Origin of the sequence: Paracoccus sp. NFXS7 (assembly GCF_040148865.1) — a bacterium.
In the GTDB taxonomy this organism is placed as follows: domain Bacteria; phylum Pseudomonadota; class Alphaproteobacteria; order Rhodobacterales; family Rhodobacteraceae; genus Paracoccus; species Paracoccus marcusii.
Window position 1 is genome coordinate 332,043 of the sequence record NZ_JAKEKV010000002.1, and the last position, 20,459, is coordinate 352,501.

Annotated in this window: 24 protein-coding genes; 8 read left to right on the forward strand and 16 right to left on the reverse strand. The window is 63.8% G+C overall.

All coding sequences use genetic code 11. The annotated features are described in order from the left end of the window. Positions 1 to 4: 4 nt before the first annotated feature. Positions 5 to 1,177: a lanthanide ABC transporter ABC transporter substrate-binding protein PedA1 gene (locus LZ686_RS06325; protein ID WP_045981882.1), complete on the reverse strand. Its 1,173-nt coding sequence runs from the start codon at positions 1,175 to 1,177 to the stop codon at positions 5 to 7. A gap of 175 nt (positions 1,178 to 1,352) precedes the next feature. On the opposite strand from LZ686_RS06325, the gene LZ686_RS06330 reads away from it, so the two are divergent. The 3 genes from LZ686_RS06330 (at position 1,353) to LZ686_RS06340 (ending at position 3,343) form a co-directional block, all read left to right on the forward strand. Next, positions 1,353 to 1,859 (forward strand): DUF3280 domain-containing protein, encoded by a 507-nt coding sequence (locus tag LZ686_RS06330; protein WP_148910800.1) that lies wholly within the window; start codon positions 1,353 to 1,355, stop codon positions 1,857 to 1,859. After that, entirely contained in the window at positions 1,856 to 2,413 is a 558-nt protein-coding gene (locus LZ686_RS06335) for an SRPBCC family protein (RefSeq protein WP_045981884.1), read from the forward strand. The genes LZ686_RS06330 and LZ686_RS06335 overlap by 4 nt, the downstream gene beginning before the upstream one ends. 66 nt (positions 2,414 to 2,479) lie before the next feature. Beyond that, positions 2,480 to 3,343, forward strand: coding sequence for a Vgb family protein (locus tag LZ686_RS06340; RefSeq protein WP_349547304.1), 864 nt, complete (start codon positions 2,480 to 2,482; stop codon positions 3,341 to 3,343). Here the strand turns inward: LZ686_RS06340 and LZ686_RS06345 are convergent. From LZ686_RS06345 to hrcA, 11 genes are all read right to left on the reverse strand, one after another. Next, entirely contained in the window at positions 3,318 to 3,848 is a 531-nt protein-coding gene (locus LZ686_RS06345) for a PQQ-dependent catabolism-associated CXXCW motif protein (RefSeq protein WP_046000539.1), read from the reverse strand. The genes LZ686_RS06340 and LZ686_RS06345 overlap by 26 nt on opposite strands. Continuing rightward, positions 3,845 to 4,666 (reverse strand): quinoprotein dehydrogenase-associated putative ABC transporter substrate-binding protein, encoded by an 822-nt coding sequence (locus LZ686_RS06350; RefSeq protein ID WP_349547305.1) that lies wholly within the window; start codon positions 4,664 to 4,666, stop codon positions 3,845 to 3,847. Before LZ686_RS06350 ends, LZ686_RS06345 begins: the two co-directional genes overlap by 4 nt. Continuing rightward, on the reverse strand, positions 4,663 to 5,082 hold the full coding sequence (locus tag LZ686_RS18820) for a c-type cytochrome, methanol metabolism-related (protein ID WP_349375741.1): 420 nt from the start codon (positions 5,080 to 5,082) through the stop codon (positions 4,663 to 4,665). Before LZ686_RS18820 ends, LZ686_RS06350 begins: the two co-directional genes overlap by 4 nt. Before the next feature lie 372 nt (positions 5,083 to 5,454). Next, entirely contained in the window at positions 5,455 to 7,257 is a 1,803-nt protein-coding gene (locus LZ686_RS06360) for a methanol/ethanol family PQQ-dependent dehydrogenase (protein WP_046000536.1), read from the reverse strand. A 169-nt stretch (positions 7,258 to 7,426) separates the two neighbouring features. Beyond that, positions 7,427 to 8,260 carry an S-formylglutathione hydrolase gene (gene fghA, locus LZ686_RS06365; RefSeq protein ID WP_046000535.1) on the reverse strand — a complete coding sequence of 278 codons (834 nt, stop codon included), beginning with the start codon at positions 8,258 to 8,260 and terminating at the stop codon, positions 7,427 to 7,429. Then, positions 8,250 to 8,771: a GNAT family N-acetyltransferase gene (locus LZ686_RS06370; protein WP_139598268.1), complete on the reverse strand. Its 522-nt coding sequence runs from the start codon at positions 8,769 to 8,771 to the stop codon at positions 8,250 to 8,252. Before LZ686_RS06370 ends, fghA begins: the two co-directional genes overlap by 11 nt. After that, positions 8,768 to 9,400, reverse strand: coding sequence for an ATP-dependent Clp protease proteolytic subunit (locus LZ686_RS06375; RefSeq protein WP_045981891.1), 633 nt, complete (start codon positions 9,398 to 9,400; stop codon positions 8,768 to 8,770). The genes LZ686_RS06370 and LZ686_RS06375 overlap by 4 nt, the downstream gene beginning before the upstream one ends. A 79-nt stretch (positions 9,401 to 9,479) precedes the next feature. After that, positions 9,480 to 10,610, reverse strand: a complete 1,131-nt coding sequence (locus tag LZ686_RS06380) for an S-(hydroxymethyl)glutathione dehydrogenase/class III alcohol dehydrogenase (RefSeq protein WP_045981892.1) — start codon at positions 10,608 to 10,610, stop codon at positions 9,480 to 9,482. Between the two features lie 108 nt (positions 10,611 to 10,718). Next, positions 10,719 to 11,303 carry an S-(hydroxymethyl)glutathione synthase gene (gfa, locus tag LZ686_RS06385; RefSeq protein ID WP_139598320.1) on the reverse strand — a complete coding sequence of 195 codons (585 nt, stop codon included), beginning with the start codon at positions 11,301 to 11,303 and terminating at the stop codon, positions 10,719 to 10,721. A gap of 107 nt (positions 11,304 to 11,410) precedes the next feature. Further along, a complete protein-coding gene (locus tag LZ686_RS06390; RefSeq protein WP_045981894.1) occupies positions 11,411 to 11,941 on the reverse strand; it encodes a nucleotide exchange factor GrpE in 531 nt (176 codons plus the stop codon). Positions 11,942 to 11,947: 6 nt separating this feature from the next. Beyond that, the gene (hrcA, locus tag LZ686_RS06395) at positions 11,948 to 13,003 is read right to left on the reverse strand and encodes a heat-inducible transcriptional repressor HrcA (protein ID WP_045981895.1); all 1,056 of its coding nucleotides are present in this window, start codon (positions 13,001 to 13,003) and stop codon (positions 11,948 to 11,950) included. An 86-nt stretch (positions 13,004 to 13,089) separates the two neighbouring features. Between hrcA and rph the strand changes: the two genes are divergently transcribed. From rph to LZ686_RS06420, 5 genes are read left to right on the forward strand one after another with little or no spacing between them, the layout of a single operon-like run. Next, entirely contained in the window at positions 13,090 to 13,803 is a 714-nt protein-coding gene (rph, locus tag LZ686_RS06400; protein ID WP_046000531.1) for a ribonuclease PH, read from the forward strand. Beyond that, positions 13,800 to 14,408: a non-canonical purine NTP pyrophosphatase gene (locus LZ686_RS06405; protein WP_139598270.1), complete on the forward strand. Its 609-nt coding sequence runs from the start codon at positions 13,800 to 13,802 to the stop codon at positions 14,406 to 14,408. Before rph ends, LZ686_RS06405 begins: the two co-directional genes overlap by 4 nt. Then, on the forward strand, positions 14,401 to 14,775 hold the full coding sequence (locus LZ686_RS06410) for a RidA family protein (RefSeq protein WP_148910807.1): 375 nt from the start codon (positions 14,401 to 14,403) through the stop codon (positions 14,773 to 14,775). The genes LZ686_RS06405 and LZ686_RS06410 overlap by 8 nt, the downstream gene beginning before the upstream one ends. Continuing rightward, a complete protein-coding gene (hemW, locus tag LZ686_RS06415; protein WP_349547307.1) occupies positions 14,772 to 15,938 on the forward strand; it encodes a radical SAM family heme chaperone HemW in 1,167 nt (388 codons plus the stop codon). Before LZ686_RS06410 ends, hemW begins: the two co-directional genes overlap by 4 nt. Positions 15,939 to 15,953: 15 nt before the next feature. Next, complete coding sequence (locus LZ686_RS06420) at positions 15,954 to 16,298, forward strand: YbaN family protein (protein WP_273744459.1); 345 nt, start codon at positions 15,954 to 15,956, stop codon at positions 16,296 to 16,298. A gap of 42 nt (positions 16,299 to 16,340) precedes the next feature. Here LZ686_RS06420 and LZ686_RS06425 read toward each other — a convergent pair whose 3' ends face one another. Genes LZ686_RS06425 through mnmG form a run of 4 tightly spaced genes read right to left on the reverse strand, consistent with a single transcriptional unit; the run spans position 16,341 to position 20,458 of the window. Next, positions 16,341 to 17,234 (reverse strand): ParB/RepB/Spo0J family partition protein, encoded by an 894-nt coding sequence (locus tag LZ686_RS06425; protein WP_349547308.1) that lies wholly within the window; start codon positions 17,232 to 17,234, stop codon positions 16,341 to 16,343. Continuing rightward, positions 17,234 to 18,019, reverse strand: coding sequence for a ParA family protein (locus LZ686_RS06430; protein WP_045981902.1), 786 nt, complete (start codon positions 18,017 to 18,019; stop codon positions 17,234 to 17,236). The genes LZ686_RS06425 and LZ686_RS06430 overlap by 1 nt, the downstream gene beginning before the upstream one ends. After that, complete coding sequence (rsmG, locus tag LZ686_RS06435) at positions 18,012 to 18,602, reverse strand: 16S rRNA (guanine(527)-N(7))-methyltransferase RsmG (RefSeq protein ID WP_349547309.1); 591 nt, start codon at positions 18,600 to 18,602, stop codon at positions 18,012 to 18,014. Before rsmG ends, LZ686_RS06430 begins: the two co-directional genes overlap by 8 nt. Then, on the reverse strand, positions 18,599 to 20,458 hold the full coding sequence (mnmG, locus tag LZ686_RS06440) for a tRNA uridine-5-carboxymethylaminomethyl(34) synthesis enzyme MnmG (protein ID WP_349547310.1): 1,860 nt from the start codon (positions 20,456 to 20,458) through the stop codon (positions 18,599 to 18,601). The genes rsmG and mnmG overlap by 4 nt, the downstream gene beginning before the upstream one ends. Position 20,459: the final 1 nt, after the last annotated feature.

Here is a 20,459-nt window from a genome sequence, read left to right on the forward strand (position 1 = left end):
CCTCTCAGAATTGGCATTGGGTTTCGGGGCGGTCGACGCCCAGCGTGTCCAGCTGGCTGGTCTGATGCAGGTACTGGTCCTGCGGGCTGACCGAGGTGGTCAGCACGCCGGTGGTCAGCAGGATGGGTTGGCGCACCTGGTGGTCCCAGTCGCGCACTGTCAGGGCCTGGCCCTTGAACCCCGCGACGTCGAAATCGGGAGACAGGATGAACTCCTTTAGCGCGGCAGGGTCGCCGGAATTGGTACGGGTCGCCGCCTCTCCGACGATGCGCAGCGACAGCCAGGTCTGGTAATCCTCCTCGCGGATCGGGCGGGCGGCCAGCTTCTCGAAGCGGTTCTGGAACTGGGTGCCGCCCCAGGCCTCCATCGCAGGGTGCCAGCTGCGCGGCACCAGCCCGGCGGATCCCGCCACCGGGCGCGCGTCCCAGGTCAGATAGGGCAGATAGGCGGCGAAGACGTCCGCCTCGTCCGCGGCAATGACCACATCATGGTCCGCGGCGCGCTGCGTAAAGACGGGCATCTGCGCCTGGACCTGCACGTGACCGCTGTCGGTGCGGCGCGCGCCGCCGGTATCGGTGTATTCACGCTCCTCGACGATCTGGGCGCCGAACTTGGCGGCGCTGGTGCGCCAGGCCTGGGCCAGGGCTTGGTCCTCGGGATGGCTGCCGTGGATAAGGAACCAGCGGGGCCAGTTCTTCCACATCAGGAACTGCGTCATGGCGTCGGTCAGCATCGCACGGCTTGGCGCGACGTGGATCGTGTTGAACCGGCAATCGGTCCCGCGCAGGTTGTCGCCGCGCGCCATCGCATTGAAGACCATCGCCCGGTCCCCCGCCTGGTCGGCCAGGGCCAGGGTCGTCGCGTCATCGGCCAGAAGCACGATGAACTGCACCCCCTCGTCCAGCAAGCGTGCCATCTCGGCCTCGGCGGTCTCGGGGGTGGCGGCGACCTCCTCGGCCTCGAAGTCCTGGCCCATGAAGCGGCCGGTGGTGTCGTTGTCCTCGATCGCCAGGCGCGCGCCTGCAAAACCCAGATCGGCGGGCATCAGGTCCAGCCGCGAGATCGGCGGCAGGCCAGGGTCGTCGACCCGCAGCACGGCCGTGCGGATCTGCACCGGGTCTGGGGTCTGGGCCGCGACGGGCTGGGCCAGTGCCACGGCACCAGCCAAAAGTCCCATGATTCCTTTGAACATTTCGTCTCTCCCTGCAGGCATGGTGGGGGGTGATCCGGGATGCGGCAAGCCGGTTATTGTTCCCGTTTCGTCCGGGAACTTTTCCCTCAACCCAAAGTCGGGGGCGGCTGCACCTTTTGTCTTAATGGACGCCTGCCCGACCCCGGCGCATGGTCGGGGAATGACCCGTTTCGGCCTGATATCGACCTTGCTGCTGGCCCCCATGGCCGCCCTTGCCCAGCCGGCACCGCCCCCGGGGACCGCGACCTGGTTCGGCCTGCATTACATCGACACCTCGACCGAGGGCGCCATCAACGGCGTCCGCGCGGACGAGACCGCGCGCATCGCCATGGTCGAGGATTTCATCGCCGAAGACCTGACCGGACGTGGCTTTGCCCTGACCCCGCCCCCGGCCGAGGCGGTGGCGGGCATCCTGAACCCGGTCCGGTCGAACGGCGCCGATACCAGGATCGCCCGCGGGATGGGATCGGACTATGCCATCGCCGGAGAGGTGCAGAAGGTCTCCAACCTGATCCAGTCGGTCAATCTGACCCTGCGCGATGCCGAAACCGGAGAGACCGTGCGCGCCGGATCGGTCGAGATCCGCGGCAACACCGATGACGCGTTCCGGCGCGGCTACAGCTATCTGCTGAGAAATGTGATCTTTCGGGAGGAACGGAAGGAATGAGGACGACGACAGTTCTGGCCGGCGCGCTTGGTGCGGTGCTGGCCCTGACGGGGATGGCGGGGGCGCATGGCCCGTCGCGCCTGAAGACGGAAAAGACCGTGACGCTGGATGCCACCCCCGCCGAGGTGTGGGAGGTGATCGGCCGCTTCGACGACATGAGCTGGCATCCGGTGGTCGCCTCGACCGCGATGACGCCCGAGGGCGCGGCAGCGGACGTTCCCGACGAATCGACCCGCGTGCTGACGCTGAACGGCGACGGGGCGCCCACCATCACCGAACAGCTGATGGCCATCGACAACGACAAGATGATGTACAAGTACATGATTACCGAGGTCGACACGGCTGTCCTGCCGGTGACCAACTACTCCTCGACGCTGCAGGTCAGCGACAAGGACGGCAAGGCCGAGGTGCTGTGGAAGGGCGGCTTCTATCGCGGTTTCCCAAACAACGAACCCCCGGCCGAACTGAACGACGATGCTGCCATCGCGGCGGTCGACGGCGTCTATCAGGCCGGGCTGGACGCCTTGGCGGAACGCTTTGGCCGCGTCGAATAGGTGCGGGGCGCGTTCCTTGCGCTACTGCTGACAGGGTCCCCGGTCTTGGCCGGGGATCTTGCGTTCGTGACCTCGCAGAACGCCGATGCGTTGTCGGTGATCGACCTGGGGACGGGCGCGATCATTTTGACGGCCGATATTCCCGATGCCCCTGCGCCTGTAGCCTATGACCCGCAGGCCGGACGCGTGTATGTCATTGCCGCCGACAGCGGACGCCTGCACGTGCTGGACGAAGACGCCCGACCGCTGGCCCATCGGGACATGGGCGCCGGGGCCTTCGGACTGGCCGCGGTGGGCGATGGCGGGGTCTTCGTCACGGACTGGTACGGCGCGCGGCTGACCCGGCTGGACGCCGACCTGCAGCCGGTCTGGAGCGCGCCCACCGGCGACGCACCGGCGGGCGTGGCGACCGACGGTATGGGCCTGGTGGCGACGGCCGATCGTGATGCGGATCAGATCAGCATATTCGACGCCGGGACCGGGGCGCTGCTGCATCGCGTGGCGACGGCCGGGGCGCATCCCTTCGGCGTGACCTTCCATGACGGACAGGTGTTTTCGGCCGATGTGCAGGGGGACGTGGTGTCGGTCATCGATCCGGTCGCGGGGCGGCTGACCGGCCGGGTTCCGACCGGCAGCCATCCCTATGCCGTCGCCTTTGCCGGGGGGCGGGGTTTCGTCACCGATCAGTATGACGGCACCGTCACCGTGTTCGACGCGGCCACGCTGGACCCGGTGGCGACCGTCACCGTGGGCGATTATCCCGAAGGAATCGCGACCCTGCCCGACGGCAGCGGCGTCGCCGTCGCGAACTGGGATTCGGACACGCTTACGATTCTGGACGCCAAGACGCTGGTGGTGACGCACAGCATCGACATGCCATCAGGTCCCCGCGCCTTCGGCAGCTTTACGGGGCGACAGGCTCCACGGTGACCAGCGGCTGGCCGGCCTGTTCCCAGGCATCCGTGCCGCCGGGGAACCAGATCACCGGGTCAAAGCCCCATTCGACCGCCCGCCGCGCGGCGTTCCAGCTCATCCAGCAGTCAGACCGGCAAAAGATCACCACGGGGCGATCGGGATCGCCGGCCTTGGCGCGGGTCAGGCCGTCGCGCAGGCGCGCCTCCTCGGCAGGGGACAGGGCTTCGTACCCGGTGTCCCACAGCCATTCGGCGCCGGGAATCGAGCGGTGGGGCGGCTCGTTCCAGATCGTCCCTTCTGGAAGGCCCGCGGGCTTGGCCTTGGGCCGCGGCAGCACGTCCAGAAACGCCGCCTGCCCCTGCAGGGCGATGGCCTGACCCACGTCGATGACCTGCGCCCCGGCCAGCGTTGCAGGAACCGGAGAGCGGTAGGGTTCGCCGTGATAGGTGTCGGGCTCGGGCACGGTTTCGGCCCGCGCTGCTGGTGCCAGCAGCAGCGCCAGCACCAGCAGCCGGATCACGGCAGCACTTCCTTGCCATAGTCGTCGACCAGCGGCACCCCGGCATCGTGCAGGATCTGGTTGATGCCGTCCTGATTGCGACGGATCAGGCTGTTCAGCTCGCGCTTCCATTCCTGCTCCTCGGGGCGCACGCCCATGGTGATGCGGAAGAACAGGCGCGGCGACGCCTCCTCGTGCAGCAGGGGCGTGAACTGCAGGTCGGGGTCGTCCTTGACGCGCGGTCCGGCCAACGGCCCCCACAGCACGGCGGCGCCGGTCGCACCGCTGCGGACATCCTCCAGCAGATCGCCCATCGGATCCTCGACCCGGCGGTCGACGAACAGATCCGCGCCGCGCATGTTGGGCGCCAGACCCGCCCGCGCCAGATGCGTGGCAGGCGGCGTGCCCGCCACGACGCCGATGCTGACCTCCTTCAGCGCCGGGTCGCTGAGGCGGTCAACCTTGGCCAGCGGACCGTCCTTGCGCGTCACGATGCCATAGACCGAGGTGTAGTAGTGGTTGGTGTTCTGGACCAGTTCGTCCCCCTGGGCATAGCCGATCACCACGTCGCAGTTGCCCTCCCGCAGGGTGCGCTGCACGAACCCCATGCCCGACGGGAACCAGAAATAGGTCACCGGCAGTCCAAGCTGCTGGCCGAAGAACTCGGCCAGCTTGTTCTCGAACCCGCTGCCGTCGCGGCTGGACATCGGCGCGTTCGCGGGGTCGGCGCAGACCCGAAACTGGGTGGTGGAGCGCAGGTCCGCCACCTGGGCCGCGGCCGGGGTGGACAGCACCCCCACCGCCAGCACCAGCCCGGCAAGGCGTCCTAGGGCCGTCAACTGGACATGCAGGAATCTTCCTGCGCGGTATACTCTTCGGACTTGTCGGCGCGTTCCGCCGGACGACCGCGACCGATCTCGCCGGTGCCATGCGCCAACAGATAGACATAGATGTCGTCGATATAGCACCAGACGTTCTTGTTGGTGCCGAAGGCGGGCATGACCGAATTCGTGCCCTGCCGCCCCGACGCCACAGTCTGCATGAAGTCGTAATAATCCATGCGCAGCACCGATTCCTTCAGCGCGGGGGCATAGGTCGACCCCTCGCCGTCAGGACCGTGGCAGACATGGCATTCCGCGTGATAGCGGCGGAAACCGTTGAAGGTCGCGAAATCGACGACGCCATCCTCGACCTTGAAGGTCGGAATGCCCTCGTCATTGCGCCAGCGGCCGTCCAGCTCCTCGACCGGGGTCATGTCCTGGCCGTTGGGCAGGACATGGGCGCCTGCCGCTGCGGTCTCGGTCACTTCGGCGGCTGCGTCGGCTGCAGGTTCGGCGGCTGCGGCATCGGCGGGGGCCTCTGCCGCGGCATCACCCGACACGGCGGCGGCCGCACCAGCGCCCGCGTCCGCCGGGGGCGTCGTTTCGGTCTGCGCCCAAGCCATGCCGGCCAAGGACGCGCCCAGGACCAGCGCCGTGAGGCTGGTGATGGCTTTCATGTCGGAAGTCCTCCCAAAGTCGTCTGTCTCCTCAGACGGTTCCGCCCCAGTCTAGTGCTGGGGCGGCGCCGTCATAGGTCACGCTTGCGTATGCGGAACGAAAGTATGAGACGCCCCGCGGCCGGCAGATCAGTCCGGCAGTTCGAACACGGTCAGCTGACCGCCCAGTTCGGTATAGTCGCTGAGGGCCGCATAGCCGCCCACGGCACCCAGACCGTCATTGGGATTGGTCAGACCGGCAGCCAGGCCGATGCCGGCCCATCCGCCGACACCCGACAGAACCGCGACATACTGCTTGCCGTTGTTCTCGTAGGTCATCGTGTTGCCGATGATGCCCGACGGCGTCTTGAAGCTGTAGAGCTCCTCTCCCGTCTCGGCGTCGACAGCCTTCAGGTAGCCTTCCAGCGTGCCGTAGAAGACCACGTCGCCCGCGGTCGCCAGGGCGCCCGACCAGACCGAGAACTGCTCCGGTAGCGACCACTTGATCTCGCCCGCGACGGCGTCCCAGGCGATGAAGTTGCCCATGCCGCCATGGCTTTCGGGCGCCGGATACATTGACAGCGTCGCGCCGACATAGGGCTGACCCGCGGTATAGGCGACGCGGAAGGGTTCATAGTCCATGCAGACGTGGTTGGTCGGCACATAGAACAGGCCGGTCTTCGGCGAATAGGACGCCGGCTGCTGGTCCTTGGATCCCAGCGCCGCCGGGCAGACGCCGGTGGTGTTGGTGTCCTCGCCGTTCTGGGCGGTCGAGTATTCCGACACGACCAGCGGACGGCCGTAGGTCTCGGAATCCTTGTTCATGTCGACTTCGGTCGCCCAGTTGACGGCCGGGTCGAACTTTTCGGCCACCAGCAGTTCGCCCGTCTCGCGGTCCAGCGTGTAGCCGAATCCGTTGCGGTCGAAGTTCACCAGCAGCTTGCGCATCTGGCCGTCGATTTCCTTGTCGACCAGGATGTTCTCGTTCACGCCGTCATAGTCCCATTCGTCATGGGGCGTCTTCTGGTAGAACCATTTGGCCATGCCGGTATCGGCGTCGCGGGCCATGATGGTCATGGACCAGCGGTTGTCGCCGGGACGCTGCGACGGGTTCCAGGTCGACGGGTTGCCGGTGCCGTAATAGATCAGGTTCAGGTCCGGGTCATAGGAATACCAGCCCCAGGTCGAACCGCCGCCGATCTTCCACTGATCGCCTTCCCAGCTGTTCAGCGAGCTGTCGGCACCGATGGGCTTGCCCAGGTGCATGGTGGTTTCCGGATCGACCAGCATCTCCTCGTCGGGGCCGGTCGAATAGGCCTTCCAGACCTCGGACCCGTCGGCCAGGCTGTAGGCGGTGACGCGGCCGCGCACGCCGTATTCGCCGCCCGACACGCCCACGATCACCTTGTCGCCCACGGGCAGCACGGTCGCGGTGTTCGTCTCGCCGATGGCCGGATCGCCGGTCTTGACCGACCACTTGACCTCGCCGGTCTTGGCGTCAAGCGCCACCAGCGTGGTGTCGGCCTGGTGCGACAGGATCAGGCCGTCTGCATAGGCCGGACCGCGATAGACGGTGTCGCAGCACATGACCGCGATGACCTCGGGGTCCTGCTGGGGCGTGTAGCGCCACAGGATCTTGCCGTTGTCGTTCAGGTCCAGCGCGAAGATGTTGTTCGGAAAGGGCGTGTGGACATACATCACATTGTCCACGACCAGCGGCCCGCCCTCGTGTCCGCGCAGCACGCCGGTCGAGAAGGTCCAGGCGACGCGCAGATCGCCGACGTTCTCACGGGTGATCTGGTCCAGTTCGGAATACCGGGTGTTGGCATAGTCGCCGGTCTGAATGGCCCATTGTCCGGCCTCGGCGGTCTCGGTCAGGACGCTTTCATTCGCGTAAGCCGATGCGCCGGTCAAAAGCAGCGCGACAGCCGCGCTGTTCAAGAGATGTTTCATCGAGTGCTCCTCCGCTCCCTGGATAAGCGCCGCGGATTTCCTCCCCCCGCGGCATTCCATGTCCAAGTAGTTGGTCGGGCACCCCCTTGCGTCAATCGCGGCCCCTGCCCTTTGCCCCTAAAGTCTTATGGGAAAACGGCAGGGGCGTCGGGAATGTTCGGCAATCGGTTCAGACCAGCCGTTCGGCATGCCAGAAGACGTGGTCGGCCATGAAGCTCTGGACGAAGAAGTAGCTGTGGTCATAGCCCGGATGCATGCGGAACTGACCGGGCTGGCGGCGCGCCATCATCGCATGGGCCAACGATTCGGGACGCAGCAGGTCCAGAAACTGGTCGTTGGCGCCCTGGTCGATCAGCACCTCTCCGGGATAGCCTTTCTCGGTCATCAGCAGCGTCGCATCATGGGCCCGCCACGTGGCGCGATCCTCGCCCAGATAGGCCGTGAACTGCTTGCGGCCCCAGTCCGATTCCGTCGGGTTCGCGATCGGAGAGAAGGCCGACACCGACTTGTAGCGGTCGGGATGGGTCATCGCGATGGTCAGCGCGCCGTGCCCGCCCATCGAATGGCCGGTGATGCCCATCGCATCGCGGTCGATGGCGAAATTGTCGGACACCAGTTCGGGCAGTTCATGAACGATGTAGTGCCACATCTGGAAATGCGGCTTCCACGGGTCCTGCGTGGCGTTCACGTAAAAGCCCGCGCCCTGGCCTAGGTCATAGGCCTCGTCGTTGGCCACACCCTCGCCGCGGGGCGAGGTGTCGGGAAAGATGATGGCGATGCCGGCCTCGTCGCACCACTGCTGGGCGGCGGCCTTGGTCATCGCGTTCTCGTGGTTGCAGGTCAGGCCGGATAGGTACCACAGAACCGGTACGCGCCCGTGCAGCGCCATCTCCGGCAGGTAGACGGCAAAGGTCATGTCGGTGCCGGTTGCCTGCGACTTGTGGCGATAGACGCCCTGGGTGCCACCGAAGCTGCGGGTTTCGGACAGGGTCTCAAGGCTCATCGGGCTCTCCCTTCAGGGTGTGGAACATGACCAGCCCATCGACCGGTCCAAGCTGGGGATGACGAAACGCCCCCGGCAGCCGGCCGACAATGGAAAATCCGGCCTTCTGCCACAAATGGACGGCATCGGCATTGGTCGACACCACGAAATTGAACTGCATCGCGGCGAATCCCTGTGCGGCGGCCCATGATTTGGCATGTTCGACCAGCCCGCGGGCGACGCCCCTGCCCCGCGCGTCCGGATGGGTCGCAAAGGACGCATTGGCGACATGCGACCCGCCTGCGGGGCGGTTCGCGCCCACATGGCTGGTCCCCAGGATGCGGCCGTCCAGCACCGCGACGAAGGCCGTGAAGGGATGCCCGAACCAGTCGGCGATCGCCTCGGGGCGGGTGATGTCGCGGGGGATGCAATAGGTTTCTCCGGCACGATAGACGGGCTCCAGGATGGCCCAGATCGCGTCGTGATCGGCGGGGGTGGCCGGGCGGATGGTCAATCCGCCCCCTGCCGTCATTTCAGGTCGTCCGCGCTGCGGATCACCTGGCCCAGCAGGCCGTAATCCAGCGCCTCCTGCGTGTTCAGCCAGAAATCGCGCTGCGTGTCCTTCTCGATCCGCTCGACCTTCTGACCGGTCGCCTCGGCGAAGATCTGGTTCAGGCGATCGCGCATCAGGCGCACCTGTTCCGCCTGGATCATCATGTCCGAGGACGTGCCGCCGATCCCGCCCGAGGGCTGGTGGATCAGGAAGCGGGTGTTTGGCAGGCAGTAGCGGTTTTCCTTCTTCGCCGCGACGAAGATCAGCGCGCCGGCGCTGGCGACCCAGCCCGACCCGATGGTGCGCACGGTGGGACGGATGAACTTGACCACGTCATGGATCATGTCGCCCGATTCCACATGCCCGCCGGGGGACGAGATCAGCATGTTGATCGGCTTGTCGCTTTCCTCGGCCAAGGCCAGAAGGTGGGCCACGGTGCGCTGCGCCAGCTTGTCGTTGATGGCGCCGGCGACGATCACCGTGCGCGACTTGAAGTACAGCTTGCCGATCTTGTCGCCTTCGGGCAGGCCCAGCCCGCCCTCTTCCTTGTGGCGGCGGTCGTCTTCTTGCGGTTCGTCGTCGTCATCGTCCAGCCACTGGTGACGCATCGGCCTGCTCCTTGTTCTCTCTCATGGCGACGGCGGGACCGGAGCCCCGCCGTTCTTTTACCTAAGCAGCCATGAAGGATCAGTAAAGGACGACCGAGCGGATCGATTCACCGTGATGCATCAGATCGAAGCCCTTGTTGATGTCATCCAGCGGCATCGTGTGGGTGATCATCGGGTCGATCTCGATCTTGCCGTCCATGTACCAGTCGACGATCTTGGGCACGTCGGTCCGCCCGCGCGCGCCGCCGAAGGCCGTGCCCTTCCAGACCCGGCCGGTGACCAGCTGGAACGGGCGGGTGCTGATCTCGGCGCCCGCCGCGGCCACGCCGATGATCACCGACACGCCCCAGCCCCGGTGGGTGCATTCCAGCGCGTCGCGCATCACCTTGGTGCTGCCGGTCGCGTCAAAGCTGTAATCGGCGCCACCGATCTGGTCGAAGGGGGTCTTGGTCATCTCGACGATGTGCTGGACGATGCCGCCGTCGATTTCCTTGGGATTGACGAAATGCGTCATGCCGAAGCGTTCGGCCATCTCGCGGCGGTCGTTGTTCAGATCGACGCCGATGATCATGTCAGCGCCTGCCAGCCGCAGGCCCTGCACGACGTTTAGGCCGATGCCGCCCAGGCCAAAGACCACCGCCTTGGCGCCGATCTCGACCTTGGCAGTGTTGATGACCGCGCCGATGCCGGTGGTCACGCCGCAGCCGATATAGCAGATCTTGTCGAAGGGAGCGTCTTCGCGGACCTTAGCGACCGCGATCTCGGGCAGGACCGTGTGGTTGGCGAAGGTCGAGCAGCCCATGTAGTGATAGATCGGCGTGCCATCCAGCATGCTGAAGCGGGTCGTGCCGTCGGGCATCAGGCCCTTGCCTTGGGTCGCGCGGATCTTGGTGCACAGGTTAGTCTTGCCCGACAGGCAGGACGCGCATTCGCGGCATTCGGGCGTGTAAAGCGGGATGACGTGATCGCCGACCTTCAGCGAGGTGACGCCGGGGCCGACCTCGACCACGACGCCCGCGCCCTCATGGCCCAGGATGGCGGGGAAGATGCCTTCCGGGTCGTCGCCCGAACGGGTGAATTCGTCGGTATGGCAGATACCGGTGGCCTTGATTTCGATCATGACCTCGCCGGCCTTGGGGCCTTCCAGGTTGACCTCCATCACTTCCAGCGGTTTGCCGGCCTCTAGGGCCACGGCGGCACGGGTTCTCATGACTATTCTCCTGTTCCCTCACGGGCTTGTCGGTCGGGCGTTTCAGTCAGGTCTAAGGGGCCGACAAGCGGCCCCTTGGCTGTTCTTCCAGTCTAATGCGCATCTCCGTCAAGCGGGCAGCGCACCTGAGCGCTTGGCGATGCTGGTGGCGATCGCGTCCATCAACGGCGGGGACAGTGCGTCATAGGGCTCCAGCCCCAGTTCGCGCAGGCGCGAACGAATGCCGTCCATGCGGCTTGGTTCGACCCCCGATTCGATGACGGAGCTGACGAATGCCGCGAATTCCGGCGCCGACCAACCCTGTTCCCCCGACAGTTCGGTATGCACGAAGTCCAGCCCGTAGAACGGATGGTCCTTGTTCTCGATCCGGCCGTACATGTGCACGCCGCACTCGCGACAGCGGTGGCGCTGGATGGCGGCCCCAGCGTCCACGACTTCCAGCTTGTCGGCGCCCTCCAGGACCTCGACGGAATCGCGGGACACCACGGCGATCTGGCTGAACACCGCATCGTCGGGTTTCCAGCACTTGGTGCAGCCGCAGACATGGTTGTGGGCGGTCTGCGCGCTGACCCGGACCTTGACCGGGTTCGTCGCGCAGTGACACGTCAGGACCCCGCCCGAGAAGCCCGGGCTGCCTTTCGCGATGCCGTGATCGACGGCAGGGTGGATATGCACCCCCTGAGTGCTGGTCATCATCCCCTCCTCTGGCTGACCGGTGTGACCAAGCGTCGCGCCATCGGGAACATTCGGCAAGTCAGCGGAAGGTAGCAGCCCGGCCCGCGGACCGGGCTGCGTATCGGTTAGCTGGCGGGGGTCGAGGACACGCCGACCTTGGCCGGGCGCAGCAGGCGGTCGTGCAGCATGAAGCCGTTATCCATCACTTGGATGATGTGGCCCGCGACGGTGCCGGGGACCGCGGCCTCGAACATCGCCTCGTGGTGGGTGGGGTCGAACTTGTCGCCGGCCTCGGGGCGGATGATGGTCACGCCGTGCTTGGTGAACACGTTGGACAGCTCGCGCAGGGTCAGTTCGACCCCCTCGATCAGAGCGGCGGCGGCGGTGCGCTGCTCCTCTCCCGCGGCGTCCAGCGCACGCGTCAGGGCGTCATGCACGGGCAGCAGGTCGCGTGCCAGGCGCGATCCGCCGTAATTCTCGGCGTCGCGGCGGTCCTTGTCGGCCCGCTTGCGCGAGTTTTCGGCATCGGCCAGCGCGCGCATCCACTTGTCGCGCAGCTCGTCGCGCTCGGCGGTCAGCTGGGCCAGCGCGTCATCGGGCTCTGCCAGGGGGTCATCCATGAATTCGTCCATGGGCTGTTCGTTCTGCTCGGTCATTTCACTTCATCCTTTCCGGCCGGACAGCACCCGCCCAACCAGCTGCGCGGTATAATCGACGATCGGCACGATCCGGCCGTAATTCAGCCGGGTCGGCCCGATGACACCCACCGCACCCACAATTTTCCGGTCGGCATTCATATAGGGTGAAACCACCAGAGCGGAACCCGAAAGTGAAAAAAGCTTGTTCTCGGAGCCGATGAAAATGCGCACACCCTCGCCCCGTTCGGTCAGTTCCAGGAACTCGACGATGTCGCGCTTGCGTTCCAGGTCGTCGAACAGCACGCGGATGCGGTCCAGGTCGGCGGCCTCGCGGTCCAGCAGGTTCGCGCGTCCCCGCACGATCAGGCGCGGGTCGGTGGCCTCGGCCCCCCACAGCGCGATGCCCGACTCCACCAACTCTGCCGCCAGGACGTCCAGTTCGCGCCTGCGGGCGTTGATTTGCTGGGACAGATGGCCGCGCAGTTCGGCCAACGTCTTGCCCTCGGCCATGGCGTTCAGGAAATTGCCGGCCTCGCGCATTGAGGACGGGGTCTGGCCGGGCGGCGGGGTAAAGATGCGGTTTTCGACATGGCCGTCGGCAAAGACCAGAACCACCAGCGCCCGATCCGGCCCCAGGCTGACGAATTCAATATGGCGGATCGGCGCTTCGTGCTTGGGCATCAGGACCAGCGACGCGCCGCGCGTGATCGAGGACAGCGCCGTGCTGACACGGTCCAGCAGCACCCCGGTCTCGGGGTCGTCATTGCCAAGCGTCTGGTCGATGGCGGCACGGTCGGTCGAATTGACGGCGTCGATCTCCATCATGCCGTCGACGAACAGGCGCAGGCCCATCTGCGACGGCAGGCGCCCTGCGGATGCATGCGGGCTGTCCAGCAGGCCCATGAATTCCAGGTCCTGCATCACGTTTCGGATGGTCGCGGCGCTGACCTTTTCGGACAGCGCGCGGGTCAGGGTGCGAGAGCCCACAGGCTCTCCGGTCTCCAGATAGGATTCGACGACCCGGCGAAACACCTCGCGGGACCGGTCGTTCATCTCGTGCAGCAGCGATTCCTGGTTCATGCGCCCCGTCTTGTGACCCCCGGTGGGGTTGCGTGATGGTGCCCCCGGACGGTATGGGCATCCTAACCTCACGAAAAGGAACAGTCATGCGCCCGTCCGGCCGGAATCTAGCCCAAATGCGTCCGATTTCAATTGAAACCGGGGTGATGCGCCACGCCGAGGGGTCCTGTCTGATCCGGTGCGGCGACACGCATGTCCTTTGCACCGCCACCATCGAGGACAACCCGCCGCGTTTCCTGAAAGGCACCGGCCTGGGCTGGGTCACGGCCGAATACGGCATGCTGCCACGCGCCACGAACACGCGCAACCGCCGCGAGGCAGCCCAGGGCAAGCAGTCGGGCCGCACGCAGGAGATCCAGCGCCTGATCGGTCGCAGCCTGCGCGCGGGCATCGACCGCAGCGCCCTGGGCGAACGCCAGATCAGCATCGACTGCGACGTGATCCAAGCGGACGGCGGCACGCGCTGTGCGTCCATCACCGGGGGCTGGGTGGCGCTGCGGCTGGCGGTGAACAAGCTGCTGAAGGCCGGCGCGATCTCCAGCGATCCGATCCTGGACCACGTGGCGGCCGTCAGCTGCGGCATCTATGCGGGTCAGCCGCTTCTGGACCTGGACTATGCCGAGGACAGCGAGGCCGGGACCGACGGCAACTTCGTGCTGACCGGTGCAGGGCGCCTGATCGAAGTGCAGATGTCGGCCGAAGGCGCGACCTTCTCGCGCGACGAGATGGGACGTCTGCTGGACCTGGCCGAGGCCGGGATGGCCGATCTGGTCGCCGCGCAGAAGGCGGCCGTGGCATGAGGCAGTTCACCGACAAGCGGCTGCTGGTCGCCACGCACAACGCCGGCAAGCTGGACGAGATGCGCGCCCTGCTGGCGCCCTATGGCGTCGAGGTGGTCGGTGCGGCCCAGCTGGGTCTGGCCGAACCCGCCGAAACCGAGGACAGCTTCGTCGGCAATGCCCGCATCAAGGCACGCGCCGCGATGCAGGCGACCGGCCTGCCCGTCCTGTCGGACGACAGCGGCATCTGCGTCGATGCCTTGGGCGGTGCGCCGGGTGTCCAGACCGCGGACTGGGCCGAAACGCCCCAGGGCCGCGATTTCGCCATGGCCATGGAGCGCACCTGGCGCGAATTGGAGGCCGTGGATGCTCCTGCCCCGCGTCGCGCGCAGTTCCGCTGCACGCTGGTGCTGATGTGGCCCGACGGCCACGAGGAGGTGTTCGAGGGCGTTCTGCCGGGCCAGGTCGTCTGGCCGCCGCGCGGGGCCGAGGGTCACGGCTATGACCCGATCTTCCAGCCCGACGGACACCCCGTCACCCTTGGAGAGATGCCCGCCAAGACCAAGAACAGCCTCAGCCATCGCGCCCGCGCCGTGTCGCGCATGATCGAGGCCTGCTTTGCATAGGCTGACCACCGGATCGCCCTTCGAGGCGCGGCTGGCCTACAGCCGCGCCGTGGTCAAGGGCGACTGGTGCTTCGTGTCGGGTGTCACCGGCTACGACTATGCCGACATGACCATGCCGGAGGATGCCTGCCAGCAGGCGCGCAACTGTTTCACGACGATCTTCTTGGTGCTGGAGCAGGCGGGCTTTGCGCCTGCCGACATCGTTCGGGTGCAGTACACGATCACCGATGCCGCGCTGGTCGACGTCATCGCCCCCGCCCTGTCCGATGCGCTTGGCGACATCCGGCCCGCCGCCACGATGGTGGTCGCGGGCCTGATCCGGCCCGAGATGCGCGTCGAGATCGAAGTCACGGCGTTCCGCGGATGACGGTCGCGGGCGAGGATTGGCGTGCCGGGGGGTTCGGCCTTTATGTGCATTGGCCCTTCTGCGCGGCCAAGTGCCCCTATTGCGATTTCAACAGCCATGTCGTGGCCCATGTCGATCAGCGCCGATGGGCCGACGCCCTGTCCGCCGAGATCGCGCGCCTTGCCGCCGAAACGCCGGACCGGCATCTGGGCAGCATCTTCTTTGGCGGCGGTACCCCATCGCTGATGCTGCCCGAGACGGTCGATGCGGTGATCCGCGCCGCCCAGGCCGGGTGGGGCTTTGCCAACGATATCGAGATATCGCTGGAAGCCAATCCGACCAGCGTCGAAAAGGGCCGCTTTCGCGGATTTGCCGATGCGGGTGTGAACCGCCTGTCGATGGGGATACAGGCACTGAACGACACCGACCTGCACCGGCTTGGCCGCATGCATTCCGTGGCCGAGGCGCGCACGGCATTCGACGTCGCGCGCAGCGTCTTCGACAGGGTCAGTTTCGACCTGATCTATGCCAGACAGGGCCAGGATCGCACCGCTTGGCGGGCGGAACTGCGCGAGGCGCTGTCCATGGCCGTGGATCATCTGTCGTTGTATCAGCTGACGATCGAGCCCGGCACGGCCTTTGGCGCGCGGGCCGAGGCGGGCAAGCTGCGCGACCTGCCCGATGACGACCTGTCGGCCGACATGTATTTCGACACCCAGGACCTGTGCGAGGCTGCCGGCATGGGATGCTATGAGATTTCGAACCACGCCCGCCCCGGCGCGCAGAGCCGTCACAATCTGGTCTATTGGCGCCAGGGGGACTGGGCGGCCGTTGGTCCCGGTGCGCATGGACGGCTGACCCTGCCCAACGGACGCATGGCGACCGAGGCGCATCGCATGCCCGGAGCCTGGATTCAGGCGGTGGAAACAACCGGAACCGGAGAAGTGCCGCGCGACGCCATTCCCGCGCATGAGCAGGCGACCGAGTACCTGTTGATGTCCCTGCGCCTGACCGAAGGCTTGGAGGAAGCGCGCTATGCAGCCTTGTCCGGCAAGCCGCTGGAGGAGCATGCGGTGACGTCACTGATCGACATGGGGATGATCGACCGCCGTGATGGGCGCATCCAGGCAACCGCGCAGGGCCGGCCGGTGCTGAACGCGATTCTGCGCGAACTGGCGGCCTGACCGATGCGGCGGCGGATGTGGCTGGTCTTGGGGTGGCTGTTTGCCTTGTGCGGGATCATCGGTGTCGCCTTGCCGGTGGTGCCCACGGTCCCCTTCCTTCTGGTGGCCGCGTGGGCCTTTGCACGATCCTCTCCGACATTGGAGCGTCGGATCCTGGATCACCCCACCTACGGACCACCCGTGCGTGCGTGGCAGGAACGTGGTGTCGTCGGGCGATTGGCCAAGATCTGGGCCATCACCGCAATGAGCTCCGGGGTCGGCATTTCGTGGTGGGTGGGGATGCCGCCTTGGGTCGTCGCGACTCAGGCGGCGATCTGTGGGCTGGTCGCGCTGTTTCTTGTAACGCGGCCCAGCCAATAATCAGGATTTGGCAGTAATTTTCTTACCATATACTATATATGGTCAGCGATTGCCTCCAAGAAGCTGGCACAGCTGATCCAGTTGGTCTAGATCACGATAGGTGATCGTCAACTGCCCCCCGTCTGCACCGCCATGTGAAATCTGCACGCGCATCTTCAGATGAGCACCCAGATCTGCCTCCAGCGCCTTGGTATCGGCATCCTTTGCAGCGCTTCGCGAGGCCTTGCGCGGCTTTTCACCGCCGTCCTGCGACAGCTTTCGCACCATGTCTTCGGTATCACGGACCGACAGGCCTTTTTCACTGACCCTACGGGCCAACTGCGCGGCGTTGGGCGCCGTGATCAAGGCGCGGGCGTGCCCCGCACTGAGCTTGCCGTCCTTGACCATGTCCTGGACGGAATCGGGCAATGACAGCAGCCTGAGGAGGTTTGCGATGTGACTGCGGCTCTTGTTCAGCGCTTCGGCCAATTTTTCCTGCGTATGACCGAAACGGTCCATCAGTTGCCGGAACGATGCCGCTTCTTCGATCGCATTCAGGTCGGCACGCTGAATGTTCTCGATAATGGCGACTTCAAGAACCTCGGTATCCGACATGTCGCGGATGATGACCGGCATCTCATGCAGTTGCGCCATTTGGCCCGCACGCCAGCGCCGTTCGCCCGCGACGATCTGATAGAGATCCTTGTCCTGTGGGTGGGGACGCACGATAAGGGGCTGAAGCACACCGCGCTGTCGCAGGGAGGCGGCAAGCTCCTGTAACGCGTCCGGATCGAAGGTCCGACGCGGCTGGTCAGGATTAGCGGTGATCTGCTCGATCGGGAGCATCATGCGGTCTCGCGATTGCGCGGGACCTGCGCTGTCCCCCAGGTCCATGTCGGCCATCAACGCGGACAGACCCCGGCCAAGGCCACGTTTCGCAATCTTGCTGTCCGACATCACGCAATCTCCGGGATCAGTTTCAGGCGCGCCGTGAATTCGGTCGCGAATTGACGATAGGCGTGGCTGCCTTTTGACGACGGATCATAGATCAACACCGGCTGCGCATGTGACGGAGCCTCGGAAACGCGGACGTTTCTGGGAATGACCGTGGGATAGACAAGATCGCCGAGCGTCTCGCGCGCGTCTGCCTCTACCTGCTGCGACAAGTTGTTCCGATAATCTGACATCGTAAGAAGAATGCCATTGATGCGGAGCTTGGGATTGGCGCCTTGGCGGACCTGCTTCACCGTACCCAGCAATTGCGACAAACCCTCCAAGGCATAGAATTCCGCCTGAAGTGGAACAAGAACACTGGACGCCGCGACCATCGCATTAACCGTCAACAGACCCAAGGCCGGAGGACAGTCGATCAACACGATCGTTCCATGTGGTGCATCAGATAGCTGGCGTTCCAAAAGACGCGTGCGATCAGCAACTTGGGACAGTTGTACATCGGCAGACGCAAGATCGGATGTTGATGGGACAACCCGCAGGTTCGGAACCGCAGTGTCGACGGCTGCCGTCATGAGATCCGCATCGCCGGTCAAAAGGTCATAGACCGTGAAATCACGGTCTTCGGTCCCAATCCCCAGTCCCGTTGACGCGTTGCCTTGAGGGTCTAGGTCGACAAGTATCGTTGGATAGCCTGCTTGCGCAAGAGCAGCACCCAAGTTAACAGCGGTCGTCGTCTTGCCAACGCCGCCCTTCTGGTTCGCGATTGCCACAATATGCTGTTCAGGCATGCGAGACTCCGGTAATTTTTAGGATGGCTGCGTTTGGATCTGTTTTACTTGGAAAGCTGGTAACGTCAAATCGCCATTCGTTTCTCGCTTCGTCGCATTCCGCTTTCCACGAACGGCCTTTTAGGAATATTGCGGTGCCGTCCTGGTGCATGTGCCTTCGGACCATTGAAAGAAGGACCGACAATGGTGCAAGCGCCCGAGCAGAAACAAAGTTTGCGGCTAGTGGGGGAACATTTTCTATACGACCTGTCATGATCGATACATTTTGCAACGATAGCTCTCGAATGACGGTGCGCAAAAACGCCGACTTCCGATGATCGCTTTCAACTAAAGACACTGTCAGCGGGGCCTTCTGAGCATATATAGAGACAACTATGCCAGGAAGTCCGCCGCCGCTTCCAAGGTCTACCCAATTCCCTTCCGGAAATTGTACGTGATCGAAGATCTGAATGCTGTCCTGAATATGTCTTGAGTTGAACTCCGGAAGTGTCGAAGGCGCAACCAAGTTTATTTTCGCATTCCATTTCCGAACGAGAGCTTCGTATGCGGTAAGCCTCTCATGTGTTTCACGTGAAACGATCATGCAGTACGACGCACGCTTGTCTTCGAAGCGACGATTAATAGCGTCAACGCTGCTGGCGTCATTCCTTCAATCTTTGAAGCCTCGAACACCGTCTTAGGTCGACGATCCGAAAGCTTTCCACGCAATTCAGACGAGAGACCACCCAAGGCGCTGTAGTCAATATCAGGGTCGAGAGATGTAGCCTCATTAGCTCTGATTAATTCAGCATCTTTGTTTTGCCGACCAGTATATTGCTCATACAAAGCATCGTTCCGCAGCTGCACCAACGTTTCACTGGAGACAGCAGCCAGTTCAGGAACAATATCTGCGAGTTTAGCCGGATTGATATCGCTATTACCGAGCAAGCTAAAGACAGTCCTTCTTTGGCCGTCCCTTGAGACGTGGAATCCGGCATTGCTCAGATCATTTGATGATAAGAAAACAGAACTAAGACGATCGCGTGCGTAAGTGTATTTCGATTGACGCGCCTGAAACGACACAGACCGTTCATTCGAAATGCATCCTATCTCTATTGCCATCGGGGTAAGACGTTGATCTGCATTGTCCGCCCGCAAGGTCAATCTGAACTCGGCGCGGGATGTGAACATGCGATAAGGTTCTGTCACGCCTCTAGTGACCAGATCATCGATCATCACACCGATATAGCTGTTTGTCCGACTAAAGGTCACAGGTGCCTTGTCCGCCGCCTTAAGCGCGGCATTCAAGCCAGCAACGAGTCCTTGGGCCGCTGCTTCCTCGTATCCTGTCGTTCCGTTAATTTGACCTGCCAAGAACAGGCCGCGAACTGATCTGACTGCGAGCGTAGTATCTAGGGACGTAGGGTCGATATAATCATACTCGACCGCATACCCTGGCTGAGTGATCTCAGCGTTCTCCATCCCCCGGATGGACCGAACATAAGCTAGCTGCACATCCTCAGGCAGAGAAGTTGAAATGCCGTTCGGGTAAACGATATCGCTATCCAATCCTTCCGGCTCCAGAAATACCTGATGGGAATCTTTGTCGGCAAAGCGAATTATTTTATCCTCGATCGAGGGGCAATATCTGGGTCCGCGACCACTGATGTGACCACCATACATCGCGGATTTCTGAATATTCTCCTTGATGATCCGATGTGTCGTCGCATTTGTATGTGTGATCTTGCAATCGATTTGCTGAACTAATGACACGGCAGGAAGATAAGAGAAGGTAACCGGCTTTTCGTCACCTGGTTGAGATTCCAGACTATCCCAATCGATTGACGATTTTCTGATCCGCGGCGGGGTTCCAGTTTTCAGCCGACCCAGTGGCAGGGCAAACTTGGCAAGGCTCTCAGCAAGCCTGCTTGCCGCCCTATCCCCCCAACGACCGGCAGGACGGCTGACGTCGCCAATATGTATCATGCCATTGAGGAACGTGCCTGTTGTCAAGACAACCGATTTAGCACGTACGTCTCTTCCGTCGGATAAGCTTACTCCTTCGACAACATTTGCATCGCCAAGAAATTCAACAGCCTCGCCGAACACGACATCAACGCCAACGTAGCTGGAAATAAGCTCCCAAGCGGCGGCGCGGTAAAGATTTCTATCCATCTGAGCCCTAGGCCCTTGAACCGCAGGCCCCTTTCGACGATTCAGAAGTCTAAACTGGATACCTGCTTGATCAGCCAGCCGTCCCATCACACCGTCCATCGCGTCAACTTCGCGGACCAGATGACCTTTACCAAGTCCACCGATAGCAGGATTGCAGGATAACGTACCGATGTCCTCGCGGCGCATGGTGACCAGGGCTACAATTGCACCAAGGCGCGCTGCAGCGGTAGCTGCTTCCAAGCCTGCATGCCCCCCACCGATGACTGCGACGTCGTAATGTTTCACG